We start from the raw sequence: 22,974 nt of genomic DNA, 5'->3' as shown, positions 1-22,974 counted from the left end.
GCCGGCCTCGGCGACAGCGGCGCGGACCGGGCCGGCGGGCGCGCCCGAGCCGTAGACCGGATCGCCCAGGCAGGGTGTTCCCCGGCTGGCGAGGTGGACGCGGATCTGGTGGGTTCGGCCGGTCTCCAACCGGCAGACGACACGTGCCGCCAGGGGCCTCTCGGCCGGCCCGAACGCGCGCGCCACCGTATAGCGGGTCACGGCGTGGCGGCCGCCGGACTTCACCAGGGCCATCTTCTTGCGGTCGTGGGCCGATCGGGCGATGGCGCCCTCGATGGTCCCGCGGGCCGGGCTGGGCGCGCCGCGGGTGAAGGCGACATAGACCCGCTCGATGTCGTGGCGCGCGAAGAGCGCCGACAACCCCTGGTGCGCCGCGTCGGACTTGGCGGCCACGACGACGCCTGACGTCTCCTTGTCCAGCCGATGGACGATTCCCGGCCGGGCCACGCCGCCCACGCCCGACAGGCCGCCGGCGCAGTGGTGCAGGAGGGCGTTGACCAGGGTGCCGGTCTCGCTGCCCGGCGCCGGGTGCATGGCGATCCCGGCGGGCTTGTCGATCACGACGAGGTGCGCGTCCTCGAACAGGATGGTCAGCGGAATGGGCTCGGGCCGCGGGTCGGCCGGCTCGGGCGGGGGAACGTCCAGGCGGTAGTCGCCGGCCTGGGCCTTCGACTTGCCGTCGCCGACGGGGCGGCCGTCCAGGCTCACGCGCCCCTCGGCGATCAGGGCCTGGATGCGCGCCCGGCTGAGGTCGGGCAGGGCGTCGGCCAGAGCCTTGTCGATCCGGCCGCCCGCCGCCAGCGTCACGACCAGGGTCGTGGGGCGTGCGCCGTCCTCTCCCTCAGACCCCATGCTTCCCCTTGGCGGCTTTGCTTCCGCACCTTCCCGGCGGCCGTTCCCGGCGGGCCCCATGCCACGAGCCGCTGGACACGGGCTGTCGTACTCCTGTGGTATGGTTCTGGCAAAATAAGGGCTCGGCCCGAACGGGCCGGACGGGGGGTGACGGACATGCGGATCGACCGGCGCAGGGCTCTGGCCCTGCTGGGCCTCGGAGCGGCGACGCCCGCAGCGGCGCAAAGCTCCGCCGTCAGCTTCAAGCACGGCGTCGCCTCGGGCGACCCGTTGCAGGACCGGGTGGTGATCTGGACCCGGATCACGCCCGCGACGCCCGGCGCGGACGTCACCTTCACCTGGCGGATCAATCCCATCGACCGCCGCGCCGGCGGGGCGAAGAGCGGGAGCGGGATCACGGGGCCGGGGCGCGACTACACGGCCAAGATCGACGTGGCGGGCCTGGACCCCGGCCGCGCCTACACCTTCGAGTTCGAGGCGGGCGGCGTGAGATCGCCGATGGGCCGCACCCGGACCCTGCCGGCCGGACCGACGAAGGACGTGGTGCTGGCGGTCGCCTCGTGCTCGCTCTACCCGAACGGCTACTTCAACGCCTACCAGGCCATCGCCGACCTGCCGCGCGTGGACGCCGTGCTGCACCTGGGCGACTACATCTACGAGTACGGCGGCCCGGGCACCTATGGCATGAGCTCGGCCGTGGCCGGCGAGCGGCCGCACGACCCGCCGCACGAGATCGTCAGCCTGGCCGACTACCGCCGCCGCCACGCGCAGTACAAGTCCGACCCCGGCCTGCAGGCGGCGCACGCCCGCGCGCCCTGGATCGTGGCCTGGGACGACCACGAGACCGCCAACGACAGCTATGCGGACGGCGCGCAGAACCATCAGTCCGAGTCCGAGGGGGACTGGAACGCCCGCAAGGCCCGCGCCCTGAAAGCCTACTACGAGTGGATGCCGATCCGCGAGCCGGCGCCCGGCGTCGGCCTGGTCCAGGCCTCGGAGCGCAGCTTCCACTTCGGCGACCTCGCCTCGCTGATCATGATCGAGACGCGCCTGGGCGCGCGCGACCTGCAACTGAACCTCGAGCGCGACCTGCCCGTCGTCGACGGCAAGCCCGACATCGAGGCCTTCAAGGCCAGGCTGGCCGACCCTTCGCGCCGGATGCTCGGCGAACGGCAGGAGGCCTGGATCGCCGGCGAACTGGAGCGGTCGGTGAAAGCGGGCCACGCCTGGCAGGTGATCGGGAACCAGGTGGTCATGGCCCAGGTCATCGCGCCCAGCCCGAAGGCCCTCCTGACGCCCGAACAGTACGCGACCATTCCCGACGAGAACCGGCGCCGCCTGGATCAGTACGAGCAGGGCGCGGCCCTGGGCATCCCCACCGCGCTCGACATGTGGCAAGGGTATCCCGCAAGTCGGGAACGACTGTACGGCCTGTTCTCGACGGCCAAGGCGCGGCCGGTCGTCCTGGCGGGCGACAGCCACTCGTTCTGGGCCAACGAACTGCACGACGCGTCCGGCCGCCGGGTGGCGTGCGAGTTCGGGACCACGGGGATCACCAGCCCCGGCGCCGGCGAGATCGCGCCGGGTATCAACGCCGGCGACCTGATCGTCCGGGCCAACCGCGAGGTGATCTTCAACGACCAGGTCTCGAAGGGCTTCGTCCTGCTCACCCTGACCCCCGACGCCGCGAAAGCCGATATGGTGGCCGTCTCGACCATCGTCTCGAAGGCCTTCGAGACGACCGGGGTGAAGAGCTACGCCGCAGCCCCCGAAGGCGACGGTGTTTCCGCACTGAAGGAGGCCTGACATGGCGGGTGAAGACATCGGATACCGCGCGATCCTGCCAGACGGCTGGGCGCGGCCGCGCGGGTTCTCGCACGCCGTCAGCGCGACCGGAGCCACGACGATCCGCGTCTCGGGCCAGCTCGCCCGCGAAGGCGACGCACCGATCCCTCCGGACCTGTCCCTGGGCGAGCAATGGCGCCGCGCGCTGGCCAATCTGGTGACGGTCGTCCGGGCGGCCGGGGCGGACATCCCCAACATCGTCCTCCTGCGCGCCTACGTCACCGACATGGCGGAGTTCAACGCCGGCGGCGCCCAGGTGGGCGAGGCCTGGGCGGCCACCCTCGGCCGGCATTTTCCGGCGATGACCCTGGTCGGCGTCACCGGGCTGGTCGACCCCAACGCCCGGGTCGAGATCGAGGCCGAGGCCGTCTTGCCCTGACCGGCGACGTCGCCCGCCCTTTACGGCCGGCGCGGTTGCCCCTACCGCTTGCCGGGCGGGCCGTTGGGGCGGCTCCGGGCATGGGGACCCGACACCGATGGCAAGCGGCCTCTTCGCGCTGCTGGACGACGTCGCGGCGATCGCCAAGATCGCGGCGACATCCCTCGACGATGTGACGGCGGCGGCCGGCCGGGCCGGTTCGAAGGCCGTCGGGGTCGTGATCGACGATGCGGCCGTGACGCCGGGCTACGCCGTGGGCTTCACGCCCGACCGCGAGCTGCCGATCGTGGCGAAGATCGCCGTCGGCTCGCTGCGCAACAAGTTCCTGTTCCTGCTGCCCGGCGCCCTGGCCCTGAGCGCCTTCGCACCGTGGGCGGTCACGCCGCTGCTGATGCTGGGGGCCACCTTCCTCTGCTTTGAAGCCGCGGAGAAGATCTACGAGGCGATCTTCCATACGGCGCACGGCCCGGACCCCGCCGAGCTGGCGCTCAGCTCCGCGGAGCTGGAGACCCAAAAGGTCCAGGGCGCCATCCGCACCGACATGATCCTGTCCGCCGAGATCATGGCCATCACCCTCAACGACGTGACATCACAGCCGATCGGATTGCAGGCCGCCGTGCTGGCCGTCGTCGGCCTGGCCATCACGATCGGGGTCTACGGCGTCGTCGCCCTGATCGTGAAGATGGACGACATCGGGCTGACCCTGTCGCGGCGATCGAACGCCGCGGCCCGGAGCACCGGGCGACTGCTGGTGAACGCCATGCCCGTCGTGCTGAACATCCTGACCAAGGTGGGCACCGCGGCGATGCTCTGGGTGGGCGGCGGCATCGTCGTCCACGGTCTGGAGCACTATCATCTCACCCCGATCCCACGCTGGGTGGAAGGCGCCTCGCACTGGGCGGCGGGCGCGCCGGGCGTCGGCGCGGTCACGGGCTGGCTGGCCTTCGCCGCGGGGTCGGCCGTGGTCGGCCTCGTCGTGGGCGCGATCATCGTGGCCGTCCTGCACCTCATCCCGAAGCGCAAGGCGGCTCCGGAGCCTTGAGCGCCGCCGGCTTCGGAACCGGCGTCCAGGCAGGCGTCCTCAGAATGGACCTCAGGCCGCCTCGGGCGCCTTCCGGTCGGCGTCGGCGTCCTTGGGCAGGAACGTGAGGACGCGGGTCGCCCAGGTCTCGGCCACCGCACGCGTGAGCGGCTGACCGCTCTGCTTGTGCCGGGTGAGGTAGCGATAGAATTCCGAGGCGGCCAGGGTGAGCTGGAAGTCGGTGGCGATCGACTGGAGCTGCTGGGCCTGGGCCAGCATGGCGCGCATGGCCTGGTCGGGATCGGTCTCGGCCGCGGCAACGGCGGCGCGGATGATCTTCAGGCACTGATTGATCTTCTGCTGGTACGGCGTCTCGGAGCCATCGGTCTTGCGCTTCAGGGGCCCGGCGTAGTCGCCCGAGTTGAACCGGCGCCGGTCGGGTCCGATGTAGGCCACGCCCTCGACCCAGTCCCGTTCGCGAAGGGTCACGGCCTCCAGGCGGCGGATCAGGTCCTTCATGCTGTAGGGCTTGCGCAGGAATTCGTGCACGCCGGCGTCGCGGGCGGCCAGGATCATGCCCGCCGTGGCCGCGCCCGTGATGGTGATCACCGGCGCCTTGCGGCAGGTCCAGGTCGAGCGGCGCAGCTTGCGCACGAAGCCCAGGCCGTCCAGCCGCTCGTCGCCCAGGCTGACGATGACGAGCTGCGGATCGCAGGTCTCGGCCACCTTCATGGCGCGTTCGGTGTCGGCCGCCGACCAGACGTGAGTGTGGCAGATCTCGCGCATCAGCTCGGTGAACAGGCGCGCCGCCCCGGCCTCAGGGTCGGCCACCAGCACCCGCTTCAGCTTCGGGGCCATCTTCTCGATCGTACGTCTGTCGCCGTCGAACACAGCGTCGCTCCACCCACTTCGCCGAACGGTGTATCCCGCCGTCCGTAAAGAAGCGTTTGACGCCGGCCCGGTCGGCGGCGGCTCAGTCCACGAACGGATCGCGCATCAGGATGGTGTCGTCCCGCTGCGGGCTGGTGGAGAGCAGCGCCACCGGCGCCCCGATCAGCTCCTCGATGCGGCGGACGTACTTCACCGCATTGGCCGGCAGGTCCTTCCACGACCGGGCGCCCTGGGTGGTCTCGCTCCACCCCTCCATGTCCTCGTAGACGGGTTCGAGCTGGCTCTGGGCCTTCAAGCCGGCGGGCAGGTAGCCGATGGGCTCGCCCGCCAGCCGGTAGCCGGTGCAGATCTTCAGAGTCGGCAGGCCGTCCAGCACGTCCAGCTTGGTCAGCGCGATGCCGGAGATGCCGTTCAGCGCCACCGACTGGCGCACCAGCGCCGCGTCGACCCAGCCGCAGCGGCGCGAGCGGCCGGTGACGGTGCCGAACTCGCGCCCCACCGTGCCGAGGTGCTGGCCCACCGCGTCGAACAGTTCGGTGGGGAACGGCCCTTCGCCGACGCGGGTGGTGTAGGCCTTCACGATGCCCAGGACATAGCCCGGTCCCTTCGGCCCCTGTCCCGAGCCCGCAGCCGCCTGGCCCGCGACGGTGTTGGACGAGGTCACATAGGGATAGGTGCCGTGGTCCACGTCCAGCAGGGCGCCCTGGGCGCCCTCGAACAGCACCCGCTTGCCCGACTTCACGATGCCGTCCAGTTTCAGCCACGCCGGCTGGGCGTAGGCCAGGATCTGGGGCGCCATCGCCTCCAGCTCGGCCAGCAGGGCGGCGGCGTCGAACTCGGGCAGGCCCAGGCCGGCGCGCAGCGGCGCGTGGTGGGCCAGCAGGCGGTCGACCTTGGCCTCCAGCGCGGCGCGGTCGGCCAGGTCGGCGACGCGGATGGCGCGGCGGCCCACCTTGTCCTCGTACGCCGGCCCGATGCCGCGGCCGGTGGTGCCGATCTTGTTGGTCGACGCCGCCTCGCGCGCCTGGTCAAGGTCGCGGTGGATCGGCAGGATCAGGCAGGCGTTGTCGGCCAGCACCAGCAGGTCGGGGCCGATCTCGATCCCCTGGGCCCGGATGCCGTCGATCTCCTTCAGCAGGTGCCAGGGATCGACCACCACGCCGTTGCCGATGATCGACAGCTTGCCCTGGACCACGCCCGAAGGCAGCAGGCTGAGCTTATAGGTCTGGTTGCCGACGACGAGCGTGTGGCCCGCGTTGTGGCCGCCCTGGAAGCGCACCACCACGTCGGCCCGGTTCGACAGCCAGTCGACGAGCTTGCCCTTGCCCTCGTCGCCCCACTGGGCGCCGATCACGGTGACGTTGGCCATTGCGGGTACGATCTCCCCACCTGCCCGGGAAACGCGCCCAAGCCCTTCGACAGGTGCTCGGCAGGGGCGCGGGGATCGATTGCGGGCGGGGGTTTAGCGGAGGGGCGCTGCGCGGGCAAGGGGCCGACAGGCCTACGCTCATCCAACCGGCGGTTCCGCGGAGCGCAACCGCGCGCTATCCAGCCATCATGGACATCCCTCGCTTCCACCTGGCCTTCCCGGTGCGCGATCTCGCTGAGGCGCGCGCGTTCTACGGGGACCTGCTGGGCTGTCCCGAGGGACGGTCGAGCGAGGACTGGGTAGACTTCGACTTCCACGGCCACCAGATCGTGGCTCACCTGGCGCCGGACGAGACCCGGCAGGGCGGCACGAACCCTGTCGACGGCCACGACGTGCCGGTCCGGCATTTCGGCGTGATCCTCACCCTGCCGGACTGGGAAGCGCTGGCCGAGCGCCTGACGGCGGCGGGGACGGCCTTCGTCATCGCGCCGGACGTGCGTTTCCGGGGACAGCCCGGAGAGCAGGCGACGATGTTCTTCCTCGACCCTTCCGGCAACGCGCTGGAGTTCAAGGCCTTCGCCGACGACGCGATGGTGTTCGCCAGATGAGCGGCCTGGCTGTCGCCCTCGCCGACATCGAGGCTGCCGCGGACCGCCTGAAGGGCTGGGCGGTGGAAACGCCGCTGATCGAGAGCCCGGCGCTGAACGAACGTCTGGGCCTGCGGGTGCTGATCAAGCCCGAGACGCTCCAGCGCGTGGGGGCGTTCAAGTTCCGCGGCGCCTTCAACCGGCTGGTCCAGCTCACGCCTGAGGAACGGACGCGCGGCGTGGTGGCCTTCTCATCCGGCAACCATGCCCAGGGGGTGGCGCTGGCGGCGAACCTGCTGGGCGTACCGGCGCTGATCGTCATGCCGTCCGACGCCCCGAAGGTGAAGGCCGAGGCCACCGCCGGCTATGGCGCGGAGGTCCGGTTCTACGACCGCCTGACCGAAAGCCGGGAGCAGATCGCCGCGGCGATCGCGCAGGAACGCGGGGCGGTGATCGTGCCCGCCTTCGACGATCCGCACATCATCGCCGGCCAGGGCACGACAGGGCTGGAGCTGGTGCGCCAGGCGCAGGCCCTGGGCGCGTCGCTGGACGTGGTGATCGCGCCGTGCAGCGGCGGCGGCCTGCTGGCCGGCGTGGCGACGGCGGTGAAGGCCTTGTCGCCAGCCACGGCGCTGATCGGCGCCGAGCCCGCCGGCTACGACGACACCCTGCGATCGCTTCAGGCGGGCGAACGGCGATCCGTGACGCCTGCGCGCCGGACGCTGTGCGACGCCCTGGAAAGCCCCGCCCCCGGCGAGCTCACCTTCCCGATCCTGCTGCGGCATGTGGCCGACATGGCCGTGGTGACCGACGCCGAGGTGGCCGAAGCCGTGCGCTACGCCGCCGCGACGCTGAAGCTGGTCGCCGAGCCCGGCGGCGCGGCGGGCCTGGCCGCCCTGCTGGCCGGCAAGGTCGAGACCTTCGGCGGCCGGACCGTGGGCCTGGTGCTCTCGGGCGGCAACATCGACCCGGGCCTGTTCGCCCGAATCCTGCGCAACGAGATCTAACGGCCGACCGCGCGTTCTGCCGCCAGGGCGGCCGCTTGGGCCATCGGGACGGACCAGTCGCCCGGCGCGGAAGGGGTCAGCCGGCGGGCCTGCGGATACCAAAGGCAGCGGCCCGTCGCGGCATCGGCGCCGAGGTCGGTCCAGATGTGCGGCGGCGCCAGCAGGGCCAGGGCCGCGCCCGAGGCGCCAGCGAGCGCCGCCGTGGCGTTGGCGACCGCCACCACCTGGTCCAGCGCCACGGTCAGCGCCGCGAGATCATCGAGGTCGTCGCGCAGGTCCAGGCCCGGCGGCTCCAGGATCGCCGCGCCCGTCGCCGCCCGGAACGCGGCTAGTTCCTCGGCGCAGTCCCCGTACTGGATGTTCACGAAACGAACGCCGGGGGTCTTCAGCAGCGGGATCCAGTCCGAGGTCGGCGGATAATAGCGGCGCCGGTCGCCCAGCACCTTGCCGCTGCGCCAGGTGATCCCGACGGCCGGCGGCCCCGCGCCCAGCCAGCCGCGCCAGTGGGCCACCCGGGCCGGCTCGGGCCTGAGGTAGCCGGACGTCTGGGGGAAATCGTCCGGACCGCGGCGGAAGCGGCGCATGAGGGAGGCCATCGGCGCCCAGAGCTGGATCTCCCGCGGGACCTCGGGCGCCGACCTGCGCCGGCGGCCGGCGGCCGTGCGCGTGGCATGGGCGGTGACGTGCGCCGTCGGGAAGCTGCGCGCGAACAGCGGGACAAGGCGCGGCTCGACCGCCATGTGCAGTTCACCCTCGGGTCCCAGCGCGGCGGCGAGGTCCGGAAGCACGCCCGCGAACATCGCTTCGTCGCCCACGCCCTGTTCGGCCACGACGAGGAATTTCTGTCCGTCCAGGCGATCAGCGGGCCGCCAGCGGCGACCGGGCGCCTCGAAAACCGGCGCGCCGGCAAGGTCGTGGGCGAAGCGGGCCTCGTAGTCGTCCCAGCCCTCGCCCAGCTCGCCGGCCGCGAGCCGCAGGGTGGCCTGGGCGAACACGATCATCGCCGCGTCGGCCGGCTTGCGGGCAACCTTGCGGGCCTGGGCGAAATCCGCGCCCGCGCCCGGCAGGTCGCCCAGGTCGAACTTCGCGCCGCCCCGGTTGTAGAGGGCGGTCGCCGACCGCGGATCGAGGCGCACGGCTTCGTCGAAGAAGGTGAGCGCGGTCTCCGGCTGCCCCTGCTGGACCAGGGTGACGCCCAGGGTGTTCCAGAGCCGCGCGTCGGCGGGGTGGGCGGTGATCGCGCCGCGCAGGATCTCGACCGCCTCGTCGAAGCGGCCCAGCTCGCGCAGGGCCACGGCCCGGCCATCGACGGCGTCCAGACGCGAGGGATCGAGAACGGCGACGCGGCCCCAGAGCCTGGCCGCGATCTCCGGCATGCCGAGCCGGCCGGCCAGGGCGGCGACGGCCGCCAGCAGGCCGGCGTCGTCGGGCGCCAGCGCCAGCGCGGCCTGATAGGTCTCCAGCGCGCCTTCCAGATCGCCGGCCCGCTCGAGCTTCGCCGCGCGCTGGCGGACGTCGGCGGCGGAGAGCGGCGGCGGCATGCCGACGTGGTACGGCGCGCCGCGTGCGCCGTCGACCCTTCCGCTAGAGGCGGTCTTCCGGCATGGGCTCGCGCGCCGCCTCGCGGGGCGTGACGAAGCGGGCCAGCTTGGGCTTCAGCCAGTTCTCGAAGTCGTCCACGAACTCGTAGACCACCGGCACCAGCACCAGCGACAGCAGCGTCGAGGTGATGAGGCCGCCGATCACCGCCACGGCCATCGGCTGGCGGAACTCGGCGCCCTTCTCCAGCGCCAGCGCCGTGGGCAGCATGCCGGCGGCCATGGCCAAGCTGGTCATGACGATGGGCCGGGCGCGTTCGCGGCAGGCGTCGAGCAGGGCCTCGCGCTGGGTCATGCCCTCGCGCTCGCGCTCGATGGCGTACTCCACGAGCAGGATCGAGTTCTTCGCCGCCAGGCCCATCAGCATCAGGAGCCCGATGAGCGAGGGGATCGAGAGCGACAGGTTGAGCGCCAAGAGCCCCAGGAACGCCCCGCTGATGGCCAGCGGCAGCGCCGCCAGGATCACCACCGGCTTGAAGAACGAACGGAACAGCAGGACCAGCACCCCGAAGATCAGCAGGATGCCCGAGAACAGCGCCACGACGAACGACTGCATCATCTCGGTGAAGGCCTCCTGCTCGCCGGTCTCGGCGGGCGTCACCCCCTCGGGCAGGGCCTTCATGATCGGCAGGCCGCGCACGGCCTGGGCGGCCTGGCCCATCTGGATGCCGTTGAGCTCGGCCTGGACCGTCTGCTGTCGCTGGCGGTTCAGGCGCTCGATGCGGGCCGGGCCGGCCTGGAACTCCACGTCGGCCACGCTCTCCAGGGTGGTCACGCCGCCGCTCGCCGTGGGCAGGCGCAGCGAACGGATGCGCTCCAGGTCGGCGCGGGCGTCGGCGGGCAGGCGGATGCGGATGGGGATGCGCCGCTCGCCGTCGGTCAGCTTGGCGACGTTGGCGTCGATGTCGCCCACCGTGGCCACCCGGGCGGCCTGGGCGATGACCTCGGCCGTGACGCCCAGGCGCGCCGCCTCGGCATGGCGCGGCCGGATCACCACCTCCGGGCCGGTCGGCGGCACCGACGGCCGCGGATCGGCCAGGACGTCGAGGGTCCGCATCTGCCGCTCCAGCTCGGTAGCGACGGCGAGCAGCTGGTCGGGATCCTCGCTGGTGAGGATCTGCTGGTAGCCGGCCGAGCCCTGGAAATCGAGGAAGCTGACCCGGGCGTCGGGGATTTCCCGCAGCTTGGGCCGGAGCGCCGCGCGGATGTCGTCGCCGTGCATCCGGCGCGCGGGATCGAGCAGGACGTTGAGGCTGGCCGAGCGCAGGTCGCTTCCCCCGCCGCCGCCCGCGAACGGGTTGGCCGGCCCGGAGGAGCCCACCTCGGCGAAGACGTCGTCCACCGCCGGATGGGTCTTGACGACGCGCGTCACGCGCTGGACCACCTCCTCCATGTCCTTGGCCGTGGCGCCGGGCGGGCCCTGGACCGAGACGAACAGATAGTCGGGGTCGCCCGGCGGCTGGAAGCCCGACGGCAGGAAGAAGACCAAAGTCGTCGAGGCCAGGAAGGCCGCGAGCCCGCCCAGGCTGGCGACGATCCGATGGTCCAGCGCCCATTCCAGCGCCCGGCGGTAGAACCGCGGCATCTCGCGCCGCGGCGCGGGCTTGCTCGTGGCCTTCAGGAAGTAGGCCGCCATCAGCGGCGTGAGCAGGCGCGCCACCAGGAGCGAGAACGCCACAGCCACGCAGACCGTCAGGCCGAACTCGAGGAAGAACTGCCCCACCATGCCGGGCATGAAGGAGACCGGCGCGAACACCACGATGATGGAAGCCGTCGTCGCCACGACGGCGAGCCCGATGGCGTCAGCCCCATCGATGGCGGCTTCGTAGGGCCGCATCCCCGTCTTCACGCGTTTCTCGATATTCTCGATCTCGACGATGGCGTCATCCACCAGGATGCCGATGACGAGGGTCAGGGCCAGCAGGGTGACGACGTTCAGCGAAAAACCGAGCATGTTGATCACGAAGAACGTGGGGATCAGCGAGATCGGCATGGCCAGGGCGGTGATCAGCGTCGCCCGCCAGTCGCGCAGGAACAGCCAGACCACGAAGGCGGCCAGCAGCATCCCCTCCAGCAGGACGTGCTGGGTGGCGCGGAAGCTGTCACGGGTCTCCTGCACCGAGGTGAAGATGCGGGTGAACTCGACGCCGGGATTGTCCTTCTCCACCTGCTCCAGACGGGCCAGCACCGCGTCTTCCGTGGCGATGTCGGAGGCGGCGCGGATCTTCATCACCTGGAAGCCCACCACCGGCCGCCCGTTCAGCCGCGCGAAGCCGCGGACGTCGCCGGCGCCGTCGCCCACGTCAGCCACGTCGGTCAGCCGCACATAGCCGCCGGCCGCCGTGGGGATGGTGATCTCGCGAAGCTGGGCCAGGGTCTCGGCGGCGCCCAGGACGCGCACGGTCTGCTCGCGGCCGCCCACCTCGAGCCGGCCGCCGGGAGCGTCCAGGTCGGCGGCGCGCAGGGCGTTGTTGACCTGGGCGGCGGTGAGGCCGCGGGCGGCCAGGCGGTCGGGGTCGATGACGACGTTGATCTCGCGGTTCACGCCGCCCACGCGCCGGATCTGGGCGACCCCCTTCTCGGCCTGCAGGGCGCGCGACAGCGTGTTGTCGATGAACCAGGAGAGTTCGACGTCCGACATCTGCGGCGCGGAGACCGCGAAGGTGGTGATCGGCAGGCTGTCGAACTCCACCCGCTGCACCAGAGGCTCGTCGATCTCCCGCGGCAGGTTGGGTCTGAGCTGGTCGATCCGGGTCTGGACCTCGTCGGTCTTCTTCTGGAGGTCCTCGCCGATCTCCATCTCGATCATGGTGGACGAGACGCCCTGGGTGATCGTCGACTGGATGTTGCGGACGTTGGGGATCGAGGCGACGGCGTCCTCGATCTGGCGCGTGATCTGCGTTTCGATCTCGCCAGGCGCGGCGCCGCTCTGGGTGACGGTGATCGAAACGGCCGGAAACTGGACGTCGGGGAAATTCTTCACCGCCAGCCCGAAGTAGGCGATCATCCCCGCCAGCATCAGGCCGATGAACAGCACCGAGACCGGCACCGGGTTGCGGATCGCCCACGCCGAAATGCGCATGTGCGAGCCGCCGGTCGGGTCGTAGCCGTGGCTCATGGCTCAGGGCCTCCGGGCGGCGGGCGCAGTTGGGGGCGCGGCCGCAGCCGCAGGCGGGGCCGCCGCGGGCGGGGCGGACGCCGCCGCTTCGACGGGCCGCACCAGGTCGCCTTCGAGCAGGAAGGCGGCGGCGTTCTGGACGAGGCGCGCGCCTTCAGGCGGCCCCTTGACGAGTTGCACCCAGCCATCGCCTCGGACACCGGTCTGGACGATCACCCGCTTGACCTTGTTGTCCGGCCCCACGGCCATGACGCTGGCGCCGTCGGAGTCGTAGCGGATGGCCGTCTCGGGCGCCGCCAGCGCCTGGGCCGCGGCGTCGGAGAACACCGCCCGCGCGAAGCCGCCGGCGCGGATGTCCGGCCGCACGGGCAGGGTGATGCGCACCTCGCCCAGCTTGGTCTGCGGGTCGATCTGTGGGCTGACCAGCCGCACGCGGCCCTGGGCGGTCGCGCCGCTGGCCAGGGTCACCGTGGCCGTCTGGCCGGGCCGCACGCGGGCCAGCTCGGCCTGGCCCATCTCGGCGGAGAGCTCGACCTGGCCGTCGCGGGCCATCCGGAACCAGGGCGCGGTCGCCCCGCCCGAGAGGTCGCCCGGCCGCACCGTCTTCTCCAGGATCAGGCCGGAGACCGGCGCCACGACCGCCAGCTTGCGGCGCTGGGTGAGGAGCTGGCGCAGGTTGGCGTTCGCCACCTCGGCCTGGAAGCGCCGCTGGGCGATCTGCTCCTGCGGCAGGACGCCGGCGTCGTCGAGGTCGGCCACGCGACGGGCCTGGTCCTCGGCCTGGGCCGCCGGGGCGCGGGCCTGGGCGATCTGGGCCTCCAGCAGCGCGGGGTCGAGGTCGACCAGCGTCTGGCCGGCGCGGACATAGTCGCCGACGTCGGCGCGCACGCGCAGGACGCGGTAGCCGGCGACCTCGGCCGACACCGCCGCCTCCTCGCGCGGCAGGAGGTCGCCCGAGGCGGTCAGCGCGCCGGTGATGGCGCGGGGCTGCACGCGGACCACGGTGACGGTGCGGGCCTGCTCGGCCTCGGTCTGCTTCGGCGGCGGCGGGCGGCACCCGGCCAGGACGCTCAGGGCCAGGGCGGCGCAGCCGGCCGCGGCGAGGGGGGTGGCGAGCTTCATGCGTCGTCTCATCTGGCGGCGTAAGCCTGGGCCGGCCAGCCGCCGCCCAGAGCCTTGTAGGCCTGGACCGAGCGGCGTAGCGCCTGGACCTGGGCTGCGGCAAGCTGGGTGCGCACGGCGCGCCAGGCCTGCTCGGCCGAGAGGGTGGTGGAAAGGTCGGTGAGGCCCCGCTCGTAGCCGGTGCGGGACGCCTGGTAGGCGCGCCGGGCGCGGGCCTCGCCGTCGATCAGCAGCGTCACGCGGCGGCGGTCGGCGTCGAGGCCGACCAGCGCCGCCTCCGCCTCCTGGAACGCGGTCTGGACGGTCTTCTCGTAGGCGATCACGGCCTGCTCGGTGCGGGCGTTCTGCGCCTTCAGGTCGGCCATCCGGCTGGGGATCGACAGAATCGGCTGGGTGATCGAGCCGCCGATGGACCAGTTGCGCGTCTCGGAGGTGAAGCCGGGCTGCTCCACCCGCGCCCAGCCGATTCCCGGCGAGAGCACGAAGGTGGGGAAGAAGTCGAGCACGGCCAGCTTCTTCTGGTCGGCGGCCGAACGCACGGCCGCCTGGGCCTGGCGCACGTCGGGCCGGCGCTGGAGGAGGTCGCTGGGCAGCGATTGGGGGACGGCCGGCGCCTCGCCCACCTCGGGCGGCGCCGCGATGTTGGCGGTGGGCTCCACGATGCGGCCGGCCAGGATCAGGAGAGCGCGCTTCTGGATCTGGAGCTCGGCCTCCAACGCCTCGGCCTGGGCGCGGGCCTGGGCGAGTTCGCCGGCGACGCGGTCGGGTTCGGCGCCGGCGGCCAGGCCGATGGCGGCCCGCTTGGCCGCCATGTCATACAGTTCCTGCTGGATGCGGGCGGTCTCGCGCGCGTCGGCGAGCTGGATCGCCAGGCCCCGGGCCTGGTGCCATGCATCCACCGTGGCCGCCGCGATCTGGGCGCGCGCGGCCTCGTAGGCGAAGCGCACCCGGTCCACCTCGGCGCTGGCCGCGGCATAGGCCAGGAAGCCGCGGCCGAAGGGATCGACCTCCCAGCTCACGTTGAAGTCGGCGCCGGCCTGCTTCGACACCCCGCTGGTGGAGAAGCCGGGGATGTTGGCGACCGTGCCGGAGATCTGATCGGTGTCGGTGCGCCGCGCCGAGGCCGTGGCGTCCCCACGGGGCAGGTACTGGAGCACCGCGCTGACCCGCTGGGCCCGCACCTCGTCCAGGCGCGCGCGCGCTGTTCGGACATCAGGGTTGCGGGCCAGGGCCTGTTCGACCAGCGTCGTCAGCTCGGGATCACCGTAGACCGTCCACCAGGTGTCGAGGTCGATCGCGCCGGCGGGCGCGACGGCGCCCGCGGCTTCATAGGCAGCCGGCAGGGCCGTGTCGGCAGGACGCGTCGCGCAGGCGCCGAGGGCCAGGGCGGGCAGGATCGCCAGCACGGGAAGGATCGCGGGGGTGGCGGAATGTGTGCGCATGCGCAACGTGGACTCGTTCCGTGACGGGACGGGCTGTTGAACTTCAGGATCCTGCCTGACGCAACGGCGCCCGCAGAATGCGCACACTTGAACGTCGCCTCCGCAGAGTCTCTTCAGGACCCTTCGCCTGCGGGACTGCCCGAAACTCCGTACCTTGTAAAGTGTTTTGTGCGGGGCTAGGCAACAGATGTCATGAGCGAAACATCCCGCGAGAAACCCCGGGCGAGCGGCGGCGACATGCGGCGCGGCCTCGAGCTGCTCTGGGGCGGCCACAGCCCCGGGGGAAGGGGTTCCGGGCGGCGCGGCCCGAAACAGCGCCATTCGACGGAAGAGGTGGTCCTCACGGCCATCGCCTTCGCGGACGCCGAGGGCGTGGCGGCGCTCTCCATGCGCCGCGTGGCCGACGCGCTGGGCGTCTCGCCCATGTCGCTCTACACCTATGTGCCATCGCGCGACGAACTGATCGGCCTGATGCTGGACCGCGTGCTGGGCGAGACGGCCGCACCCCCGCCCGAGACCATCGGCTGGCGAGAGGCCCTGATCTTCATCGCGCGCGAGCGCTGGCGCCTGGCCGAACGCCACCCCTGGATACTCGACCTCATGGGGCGGCGCCCGCCGCTCGGCCCCAACCTGGTGGGCAATCACGAGGTGGCGATGCGGGCCCTGGACGGAACGCCCCTCGACGATCTCACCAAGGACTACGCCCTGGACGCGATGCACAACTACCTGATCGGAGCCATGAAGGAGGCGCGGGACGCCCGTGAGGCCGAGCGGGAGAGCGGGCTCACCGACGAACAGTGGTTCAAACTGGCCGAGCCGGCGCTCATGGACCTGCTGGACCCCGCGCGGTTTCCCCGCGTGCTCAGGCTGGGCGAGGCCTTCCGCGCGGCCGGCTGGGGCGCCGCCGACCCCGAATACAAGTTCGAGTTCGGCCTGAGCCTCGTCCTCGACGGCATCGAGTCCCTGATCCGACGGGCCGGGACGACCGCCGGCTGAACCAGCACTGGCGGCGGAACCTCCGTCTTTCTAGTCTCGCCACCCTGTCTCCGCCATCCGGATGTCGCCATGTTTCGAGAAATCCTCCTGGCCGGCGCGACGGCCGCCCTCACGGCGGGCGCGGCCCTTGCCGCCTCCGCGCCGCCCATCGACGCCCAACGCGTGCTGCGCGACATCCAGGTGATGTCGTCCGACGCCTTCGAGGGCCGCGCCCCCGCCACCGCCGGCGAGGAGAAGACGGTCGCCTACCTGATCGAGCAGATGAAGGCCGCCGGCCTGGAGCCGGCCGGCGACCCGCTTCCCGCAGGCGGCCGCGCATGGACCCAGGATGTGCCCCTGGCGCGGTTCGCCCTGGATGGCCCGGTGACGGTGGGCGTCTCGGTCGCGGGCGCACCCGAGGCGTGGACCCAGGGCGAGCAGATCGCCATCCGCGCGGCGCAGACCGGGGCGGAACGGGTGACGATCAAGGACGCGCCTGTGGTGTTCGTGGGCTACGGCGTCTCGGCGCCCGAGCGCGACTGGGACGATTTCAAGGGCCTGGACCTCAAGGGCAAGGTGGCGCTGGTCCTGGTCAACGACCCCGACTTCGAGACCGGAGAAGGCGACTTCGGCGGCAAGGCCATGACCTACTATGGCCGCTGGACCTACAAGTACGAGGAGGCGGCGCGACGCGGCGCGCTGGGCGTCCTGGTGATCCACGAGACGGCGCCGGCGTCCTACGGCTGGGCCACGGTCAGGAACTCGAACACCGCCGAGGTCTTCGACATCATCCGCCCGAACCCCCTGGAGGCGCACGTTCCCCTGGAGGGCTGGATCCAGCGCGACGTCGCCGCCGGCCTGATGGCGCGCGCCGGCCTCGACTTCGAGACGCTCAGGAAGGAGGCCCGGACCCGCGCGTTCCAGCCTGCGATCCTGAAGGGAGTCGCCCTCTCCGCCGACTATTCTGTCCAGGCCGAGAAGGTCGTGTCGAAGAACGTCGCGGGCCAGGTGCGAGGAACGCGCTTCCCGGAGGAGCGGGTCATCTATTCCGCCCACTGGGACCACCTGGGCGTCGGCGCGCCCGACGCCCGCGGCGACCGCATCTACAACGGCGCGCTCGACAACGCCTCGGGCACGGCGATGCTGCTGGAGATCGGCCGCGCCTTCGCCAGGGGGCCGAAGCCGCAGCGCACCGTGATGTTCCTCGCCGTGACCGCCGAGGAGAAGGGCCTGCTGGGCACGGAATACTATGTCGGCAACCCGCTCTATCCGCTGGGCCGGACCGTCGGCGTGATCAACATGGACGGCGTCGGCCCGACGGGCCTGGCGCGCGACTTCACCACCTCGGGCGACGCGCCGCTGACGTTGCAGGACGAGTTGGTCGCCGTCGGCAAGGCGCACGGCCGCTACTACAGCCCCGACCCGCGACCCGAGGCGGGCAGCTTCTTCCGTTCGGACCACTTCCCCTTCGCGAAGAAGGGCGTGCCGGCCATCTCGTTCGGCGGCGGACAGGATCTCGTCGACGGCGGGCGGGAGACGGGCGCGGCCTGGCGGGCGGCCTACAACGCCGACAGGTACCACCAGCCGGCGGACGAGTTCGACCCGGCCTGGGACCCGCGCGGCTTCGTGGCCGACGGGACCCTGCTCTACGGCCTGGGCCGTCGCCTGTCCGACAGCCGCATCTGGCCGGAATGGAAGGAAGGCGCGGAGTTCAAGGCCGAGCGCGACAAGACCGCGGCCATGCGGCGGTAGACGCCCGAACCGGTCGCGCCGGCTCCCGGTGATCGAGCCGGCTTCAGGCGCGCCCCGGCGGCGCGTGGCGCGACGAGGCGCGTGGAAGGGCGAGGGGTGCTGTCGCCCCCCTCCCCGTCCTTCACCTCGAGCCTCCGACCGTCAGGCCGGTTGCAGAACGCGATGGCGCTGCCGGCGGATCGCCGCGCCGACGCCCGCAAAGCCGGTGATCATCAGCGCCCAGGTCATCGGCTCGGGGACCGCCGCCACCGCGGATTCACGCCAGACCAGATTGTCGAACTGCGGCGTGCTCGTGGTCCCGACTCCCCGGAAGCTGAATGAAATCAGGTTACGACGGTCGAGGGTGAGGGTCTGGAGACCCTGAAGGGTGTCGAGCGTGAAGATTTCGCCCAGGGTGTCGTCCGCATAGTAGAAGATGAACTGCACGACGGCCGGGAAGCCGGTGTTGGCCTGGTCGGCGAGATCGATGGAGAGCAGGTCGAAAGCACCGCCGCCGACCTTGCTGACGGTGGCGAGGCCGCCGTCCGCGGCGCGGATGGTCGCGCCGCCAGGATCGGCGTTCCAGGTGTGCGTCGTCCCGAAGACCCAGAACTGCGAGGCGCCGCTGTAGTCGAAACGAAGGCCGCCGGACTCGAAGGACGTGCCGATCCCGCGATTGAGCGTCGTACCGGCGTGCTCGTCGAAGTCGATCGTGGTTGTGGCATGGGCGGCCGCCGGCGCGCCGCTCAGGGCGGCCGCGGCAGCCGCGGCGAGGATCATCTTGTGCATTCTTATACTCCGGACAGGACATGCGTTCCCAGAACCCGGGAACCTGACCGCCGCCGTAGCAAGCATCCGAAGCGTGGTGCGTCGTTCAAATGAACTAGATCGCACGCGTTTCCTTCCGGGGCGCGAACTATTCTCGCGAGAGGCGCACGTCTTCGCGCCGCATTAAATATTGGCAATCTGACGCTCAACACGCGGCCAGCCCCGGACATCTTGCTTCCCTACGATGCCTCGGCCGGATATGCCCGCCACGCCCATCCAGATGGCGAGAGATGTTGTGGTGCACCCCATCGAGGGCGAGTTCGCGGCCGCGCGGTCCGAGTTGATCGAGGCCGTCTATGCGGCTGCCACCGACGCAGACCGGTGGCGCGATTTCGTGGATGCGGTGTCGAACCGCTTCGGCGGCCACACGTCGCTCTACATCGCCGAGCGTGCGGACCGCAGTGAGAACCGCCTGCTGACCGCGAACTACGATCCCGAGTTCGTCAGCAGCTACAATGCCCGCTATTGCGCGCTCAACCCTCTGATCGTCGACCTGAGCTATGGCGCCAGCGCGGTGCAGTTCGGCGAGGACTATCTCACCGAGGCCGAGCTTCGCCGCACCGAGTTTCATGCCGACTGGCTGGCGCCTCAGGACCTCGAGCACGGCCTGACGTGCTTCATGCACGCCGCGGGCAGCCGCGGCGTGAACCTGGGCGTCATGCGCTCCTCCACCCGCGGGCCTGGCACCGAGATCGAGCGCGCCTTCCTCACGGGCCTGAGGTCGCATCTCAAACGGTCCATCGACATCGCCCTCCGGTTGGGGTCGATCGAGGCGGGCTCCCGGGCGTCGGCGGCGCTTCTGGAGAGCCTGGCGCTCGGCGTGCTGCTGGCGGACGAGTCTGGCCGGGTGGTCTTCATGAACGATCCCGCCGAGCGTCTTCTGACCGAGATCGGCGCTCTTCAGGCGCCGGCGGGACGGGTGCGCCTGAATCCGGCGGCGCAGAAGGGACGCCTTGCCGCCGCCGTGGCCGCGGCATGCGTCCGGGACGGCTCTTCGGTCGCGGTCGGGAACACCCTCTTCCTCTCGCGTGACGAGGGGCGTTCCCCATTGGCCGTTCTGGTCGCGCCGTTCCGCGGCGCCGTCGCCGAGTTCACGATGGACGACGGCCTGGCGCTGGTGGTGGTGAGCGATCCGGACGGGCGTAGCGGCCCGCTCGCGCAGAGGCTGCGGGACCGCTTCGGGCTCACCAACGCCGAGGCGCGCCTGGCCGTCGCCCTCTGCTCAGGCCTCGCGGTGGGGGAGTATGCGGAGAAGGCCGGGATCAGCCCGCTGACCGCCCGCGCGCACCTGCGGGCCCTCTTCGCCAAGACGCGCTGCGTCCGCCAGGCGGAACTGGTGGTGAAGCTGCTCAACGAACCCCTGCTGCAGGTCGCTTCGCTGGCGCGCTGAGATCAAGGCCGGGCGCGGCGGAACATCTTGAGAACCTGGTCCAGCCGTCATAGCCTGCGGTCCGGAACCTGGAGTGGGAGTCTCTGTGATGGCGGCCGGCAGAATCCGTTGCGGCATCGGAGGCTGGACGTTCGAGCCCTGGCGCGGGGTGTTCTACCCGCCGAAATGGCCGCACGCGCGCGAACTGGAGTACGCCTCGCGCCGGCTGACGGCGATCGAGATCAACGGCACCTACTACTCTTCGTTCAAGCCCGACACCTGGGCCAAGTGGCGGGCGGCCACGCCCGACGGCTTTCGCTTCTCGGTGAAGGCGTCGCGGTTCTGCACCAACCGCAAGGTGCTGGCCGACGGCAAGACGAGCGTGGACATCTTCCTGGGCCAGGGCCTGACCGAGCTGGGCGACCGGATGGGGCCGATCCTGTGGCAGTTCATGCCCACCAAAAAGTTCGACTACGACGACTTCGCCCGGTTCTTCGACCTGCTGCCGGCGACGATCGGCGACTTGCCGGCGCGGCACGTGGCCGAGGTGCGCAACGCCAGCTTCGGCGACCCCAGGTTCGTCGCGCTCTGCCGCGAGCGGAACATCGCGATCTGCAATTCCGAGAACGAGAAGTACCCGTTCATTCCCGACATCACGGCCGATTTCACCTACTTGCGCCTGCTCTCGGCCGACGACGCGATCCCGACGGGCTACACCGCCGAGGAGCTGGACCTGTGGGCGGGCCGCTTCCGCAGCTACGCCGAAGGCGCCGTGCCGGGCGACTTCCAGCCGGTGGACCGCACGGGGCCGCCCGAGGGGCCGCGCGACGTCTACGCCTTCGTGATCCACGAGGGAAAGGTGCGGGCGCCGGCGGCGGCGATGGAATTCATCAGGCGGGTCGATCCGGGCTTTCGGTTCCCGGACGACTGATGGGGCTTCCAGCGCCGCAACACACCGACACCAAGCGTGTCTTGGCCAGGCCTAGCCGGCCGTGGCATGAGCCGGCGGCATGATTCCCTTCATCGACCTCCAGGCCCAGCGCCGCCGCCTGGGCCAGCCTCTGGAGGACGCGATCCTCGAGGTGGTCCGCTCGGGCGCCTATGTCATGGGCCCCCAGATCGCGGCGTTCGAGGCCGAACTCGCCGCCTTCGGCCAGGCGCCTCACGCGCTCTCGTGCGGTTCAGGCACCGAGGCTCTGGTCCTGCCGCTGATGGCGTGGGGGATAGGGCCAGGCGACGCGGTGTTCTGCCCCGCGTTCACCTTTGCGGCGACCGCCGAGGTCATGCCCCTGGTGGGCGCTTCGCCGGTGTTCGTGGACGTGGCGCCCGACACCTACAACCTGGACCCCGACAGGCTCGAAGCCGCCATCGTCGCGGTGAAGGCCGAGGGCCGGCTGACGCCGCGGGCGGTGATCGCCGTCGACCTGTTCGGCCAGCCGGCGGACTATCCGGCCATCGCCGCCGTCTGCGGACGCCACGGGCTGAAGCTGATCGCCGACAGCGCCCAGGGGTTCGGCTGCACGCTGGAGGGCCGCCACCCGCTCCACTGGGCCGACGTGACCACCACCTCGTTCTTTCCCGCCAAGCCGCTGGGCTGCTACGGCGACGGCGGCGCGGTGCTGTCGAAGGACGCCCGCTTCCACGACCTGCTGGTGTCGCTGCGCGTCCACGGCCAGGCGGTGACATCCGACCTGGAAGGCCGCACCTTCGAGCACGACCCCAAGTACCTGAACATGCGGGTCGGCATGAACAGCCGGATGGACACGATCCAGGCCGCGGTGCTGCTCCAGAAACTCACCATCTTCGCCGACGAGATCCAGGCGCGGAACGCGGTCGCCGACCGCTACGCCCGGGGCCTGGGCGACGTGGTGCGCGTGCCGGGCGTCATCGCGGGCGGCGTTTCGGTCTGGGCCCAGTACGTGATCGAGACCGCCGACCGCGACGGCCTGGCCGCCCACCTGCGCGGCGAAGGGACGCCGACCGCCGTCTACTATCCCGTCCCGCTGCACCTCCAGGCGCCCTATCGCGACTATCCCGCGCCCGGCGGCCTGCCGGTGACCGAGGCCGCCGCCGGAAAGGTGCTGGCCCTGCCCATGCACGCCTATCTGGAGCCCGAGACCCAGGACCGGATCATCGGGGCGATCCGCAACTTCGTGAAGCGCAACGGCTGAGGTCAGGCCTCGCGCAGGTGCGCGATGTCGTTGAGGCTGACCAGGTTCTTCTCGCCGGAGCGGGCGCACAGGAAGCGATGGATGCTGGTGTAGGCGGGCTCGAAGAACAGCCGGGGCGGCATGCCCAGGACATGGGCGGCCCAGACGTTGATCACACCCCCGTGGCAGAAGACCACCACCCTTCGGCCTCCGTGGCGGGCGACGATCTCCTCCAGCGCCGCCACCACCGTCGCCTGGAACACGGCGATGTCGGAATCTGCGCCCCGGGCCACGAACGCCTTCCAGGCTTCGTAGTCCTCGCGCTTGAGGACCTCGAGCGGCACGTAGCTTCCAGAGTGCCGGTCGAACTCGCAGATGCCGTCGTGGGTCTCCAAGGCGTGTCCCGCCCCGCCCGCATAGGGCTCGGCGGTCTGGATGGCCCGCCGCATGGTGCTGGCGAAGACGGCGTCGATCCGGTCGCGGCCCAGCGCGGCGGCGACCCGGCGGGCCTGATCGTGACCCTCGGCCGACAGCGGCGGGTCGGAACTCTCGGCACTGCGTTCGGGCAGGCCGTGGCGGACGAGGATCAGTTCCATTGTCTGCTGCGTCCCCGGACGATCGTCATTCGCGCTCCTCCCCTTGCGTCATCACCCCACGCATGGAAGGAGTCACCTCAAACAAGCGTTTGAG

The 22,974-nt window shown here is 71.4% G+C and carries 19 protein-coding genes; 10 read left to right on the top strand and 9 right to left on the bottom strand.

Features of this window, described 5'->3' with window-relative positions; translation table 11 throughout:
* Nucleotides 1-852, bottom strand: an 852-nt coding sequence (locus tag WG212_RS13105) for an RluA family pseudouridine synthase (RefSeq protein WP_337187544.1), incomplete at its 3' end; no start/stop codon positions are given.
* A gap of 156 nt (nucleotides 853-1,008) precedes the next feature.
* Between WG212_RS13105 and WG212_RS13100 the strand changes: the two genes are divergently transcribed.
* From WG212_RS13100 to WG212_RS13090, 3 genes are all read left to right on the top strand, one after another.
* Nucleotides 1,009-2,658: an alkaline phosphatase D family protein gene (locus WG212_RS13100; protein WP_337187543.1), complete on the top strand. Its 1,650-nt coding sequence runs from the start codon at nucleotides 1,009-1,011 to the stop codon at nucleotides 2,656-2,658.
* 1 nt (nucleotide 2,659) lies between these two features.
* Nucleotides 2,660-3,076, top strand: a complete 417-nt coding sequence (locus tag WG212_RS13095) for a RidA family protein (protein ID WP_337187542.1) — start codon at nucleotides 2,660-2,662, stop codon at nucleotides 3,074-3,076.
* A gap of 97 nt (nucleotides 3,077-3,173) precedes the next feature.
* Nucleotides 3,174-4,118 carry a DUF808 domain-containing protein gene (locus WG212_RS13090; RefSeq protein WP_337187541.1) on the top strand — a complete coding sequence of 315 codons (945 nt, stop codon included), beginning with the start codon at nucleotides 3,174-3,176 and terminating at the stop codon, nucleotides 4,116-4,118.
* A gap of 51 nt (nucleotides 4,119-4,169) precedes the next feature.
* On the opposite strand, the gene WG212_RS13085 is transcribed toward WG212_RS13090, so the two are convergent.
* On the bottom strand, nucleotides 4,170-4,988 hold the full coding sequence (locus WG212_RS13085; RefSeq protein ID WP_337187540.1) for a response regulator: 819 nt from the start codon (nucleotides 4,986-4,988) through the stop codon (nucleotides 4,170-4,172).
* An 82-nt stretch (nucleotides 4,989-5,070) separates the two neighbouring features.
* Complete coding sequence (locus tag WG212_RS13080; protein WP_337187539.1) at nucleotides 5,071-6,357, bottom strand: adenylosuccinate synthase; 1,287 nt, start codon at nucleotides 6,355-6,357, stop codon at nucleotides 5,071-5,073.
* 188 nt (nucleotides 6,358-6,545) lie between these two features.
* Here WG212_RS13080 and WG212_RS13075 point away from each other — a divergent pair, with 188 nt between their 5' ends.
* Together WG212_RS13075 and WG212_RS13070 are read left to right on the top strand one after the other, a co-directional pair.
* Complete coding sequence (locus WG212_RS13075) at nucleotides 6,546-6,965, top strand: VOC family protein (protein ID WP_337187538.1); 420 nt, start codon at nucleotides 6,546-6,548, stop codon at nucleotides 6,963-6,965.
* Between the two features lie 5 nt (nucleotides 6,966-6,970).
* Nucleotides 6,971-7,951 (top strand): threonine/serine dehydratase, encoded by a 981-nt coding sequence (locus WG212_RS13070; RefSeq protein ID WP_337187546.1) that lies wholly within the window; start codon nucleotides 6,971-6,973, stop codon nucleotides 7,949-7,951.
* Here WG212_RS13070 and WG212_RS13065 read toward each other — a convergent pair.
* Genes WG212_RS13065 through WG212_RS13050 form a run of 4 tightly spaced genes read right to left on the bottom strand, consistent with a single transcriptional unit; the run spans nucleotide 7,948 to nucleotide 15,231 of the window.
* Nucleotides 7,948-9,492, bottom strand: a complete 1,545-nt coding sequence (locus WG212_RS13065; RefSeq protein ID WP_337187537.1) for a tetratricopeptide repeat protein — start codon at nucleotides 9,490-9,492, stop codon at nucleotides 7,948-7,950. The genes WG212_RS13070 and WG212_RS13065 overlap by 4 nt on opposite strands.
* 43 nt (nucleotides 9,493-9,535) lie before the next feature.
* Nucleotides 9,536-12,667: an efflux RND transporter permease subunit gene (locus tag WG212_RS13060; protein WP_337187536.1), complete on the bottom strand. Its 3,132-nt coding sequence runs from the start codon at nucleotides 12,665-12,667 to the stop codon at nucleotides 9,536-9,538.
* A gap of 3 nt (nucleotides 12,668-12,670) precedes the next feature.
* Complete coding sequence (locus WG212_RS13055) at nucleotides 12,671-13,789, bottom strand: efflux RND transporter periplasmic adaptor subunit (protein ID WP_337187535.1); 1,119 nt, start codon at nucleotides 13,787-13,789, stop codon at nucleotides 12,671-12,673.
* Nucleotides 13,790-13,797: 8 nt separating this feature from the next.
* Entirely contained in the window at nucleotides 13,798-15,231 is a 1,434-nt protein-coding gene (locus WG212_RS13050) for a TolC family protein (RefSeq protein WP_337187534.1), read from the bottom strand.
* Nucleotides 15,232-15,423: 192 nt separating this feature from the next.
* Here WG212_RS13050 and WG212_RS13045 point away from each other — a divergent pair, with 192 nt between their 5' ends.
* The gene (locus tag WG212_RS13045; protein ID WP_337187533.1) at nucleotides 15,424-16,227 is read left to right on the top strand and encodes a TetR/AcrR family transcriptional regulator; all 804 of its coding nucleotides are present in this window, start codon (nucleotides 15,424-15,426) and stop codon (nucleotides 16,225-16,227) included.
* Between the two features lie 69 nt (nucleotides 16,228-16,296).
* Nucleotides 16,297-17,958, top strand: coding sequence for a M28 family metallopeptidase (locus WG212_RS13040; RefSeq protein WP_337187532.1), 1,662 nt, complete (start codon nucleotides 16,297-16,299; stop codon nucleotides 17,956-17,958).
* 141 nt (nucleotides 17,959-18,099) lie between these two features.
* Here the strand turns inward: WG212_RS13040 and WG212_RS13035 are convergent, their stop codons facing one another.
* Nucleotides 18,100-18,726, bottom strand: coding sequence for a PEPxxWA-CTERM sorting domain-containing protein (locus tag WG212_RS13035; RefSeq protein ID WP_337187531.1), 627 nt, complete (start codon nucleotides 18,724-18,726; stop codon nucleotides 18,100-18,102).
* Between the two features lie 277 nt (nucleotides 18,727-19,003).
* Between WG212_RS13035 and WG212_RS13030 the strand changes: the two genes are divergently transcribed.
* From WG212_RS13030 to WG212_RS13020, 3 genes are all read left to right on the top strand, one after another.
* The gene (locus WG212_RS13030; RefSeq protein WP_337187530.1) at nucleotides 19,004-20,155 is read left to right on the top strand and encodes a helix-turn-helix transcriptional regulator; all 1,152 of its coding nucleotides are present in this window, start codon (nucleotides 19,004-19,006) and stop codon (nucleotides 20,153-20,155) included.
* 88 nt (nucleotides 20,156-20,243) lie between these two features.
* Complete coding sequence (locus tag WG212_RS13025) at nucleotides 20,244-21,065, top strand: DUF72 domain-containing protein (protein ID WP_337187529.1); 822 nt, start codon at nucleotides 20,244-20,246, stop codon at nucleotides 21,063-21,065.
* Nucleotides 21,066-21,144: 79 nt separating this feature from the next.
* Nucleotides 21,145-22,305 carry a DegT/DnrJ/EryC1/StrS aminotransferase family protein gene (locus WG212_RS13020; protein WP_337187528.1) on the top strand — a complete coding sequence of 387 codons (1,161 nt, stop codon included), beginning with the start codon at nucleotides 21,145-21,147 and terminating at the stop codon, nucleotides 22,303-22,305.
* A 2-nt stretch (nucleotides 22,306-22,307) separates the two neighbouring features.
* Here the strand turns inward: WG212_RS13020 and WG212_RS13015 are convergent, their stop codons facing one another.
* Entirely contained in the window at nucleotides 22,308-22,880 is a 573-nt protein-coding gene (locus WG212_RS13015; RefSeq protein WP_337187527.1) for a histidine phosphatase family protein, read from the bottom strand.
* Nucleotides 22,881-22,974 lie beyond the last annotated feature (94 nt).

It is taken from the genome of Phenylobacterium sp., assembly GCF_037189685.1.
In the GTDB taxonomy this organism is placed as follows: Bacteria; Pseudomonadota; Alphaproteobacteria; order Caulobacterales; family Caulobacteraceae; genus Phenylobacterium.
The sequence above is the reverse complement of the archived record's forward strand: the minus strand, read 5'-3'. Positions and strand labels throughout refer to the sequence as shown.

Bases quoted from the DNA above. Each gene is read 5' to 3' on its own strand.
- WG212_RS13100 (WP_337187543.1), top strand. From the start codon at position 1,009: ATGCGGATCGACCGGCGCAGGGCTCTGGCCCTGCTGGGCCTCGGAGCG.
- WG212_RS13095 (WP_337187542.1), top strand. From the start codon at position 2,660: ATGGCGGGTGAAGACATCGGATACCGCGCGATCCTGCCAGACGGCTGG.
- WG212_RS13090 (WP_337187541.1), top strand. From the start codon at position 3,174: ATGGCAAGCGGCCTCTTCGCGCTGCTGGACGACGTCGCGGCGATCGCC.
- WG212_RS13080 (WP_337187539.1), bottom strand. From the start codon at position 6,357: ATGGCCAACGTCACCGTGATCGGCGCCCAGTGGGGCGACGAGGGCAAG.
- WG212_RS13075 (WP_337187538.1), top strand. From the start codon at position 6,546: ATGGACATCCCTCGCTTCCACCTGGCCTTCCCGGTGCGCGATCTCGCT.
- WG212_RS13065 (WP_337187537.1), bottom strand. From the start codon at position 9,492: ATGCCGCCGCCGCTCTCCGCCGCCGACGTCCGCCAGCGCGCGGCGAAG.
- WG212_RS13060 (WP_337187536.1), bottom strand. From the start codon at position 12,667: ATGAGCCACGGCTACGACCCGACCGGCGGCTCGCACATGCGCATTTCG.
- WG212_RS13055 (WP_337187535.1), bottom strand. From the start codon at position 13,789: ATGAAGCTCGCCACCCCCCTCGCCGCGGCCGGCTGCGCCGCCCTGGCC.
- WG212_RS13050 (WP_337187534.1), bottom strand. From the start codon at position 15,231: ATGCGCACACATTCCGCCACCCCCGCGATCCTTCCCGTGCTGGCGATC.
- WG212_RS13045 (WP_337187533.1), top strand. From the start codon at position 15,424: ATGAGCGAAACATCCCGCGAGAAACCCCGGGCGAGCGGCGGCGACATG.
- WG212_RS13040 (WP_337187532.1), top strand. From the start codon at position 16,297: ATGTTTCGAGAAATCCTCCTGGCCGGCGCGACGGCCGCCCTCACGGCG.
- WG212_RS13035 (WP_337187531.1), bottom strand. From the start codon at position 18,726: ATGCACAAGATGATCCTCGCCGCGGCTGCCGCGGCCGCCCTGAGCGGC.
- WG212_RS13025 (WP_337187529.1), top strand. From the start codon at position 20,244: ATGGCGGCCGGCAGAATCCGTTGCGGCATCGGAGGCTGGACGTTCGAG.
- WG212_RS13020 (WP_337187528.1), top strand. From the start codon at position 21,145: ATGATTCCCTTCATCGACCTCCAGGCCCAGCGCCGCCGCCTGGGCCAG.
- WG212_RS13015 (WP_337187527.1), bottom strand. From the start codon at position 22,880: ATGGAACTGATCCTCGTCCGCCACGGCCTGCCCGAACGCAGTGCCGAG.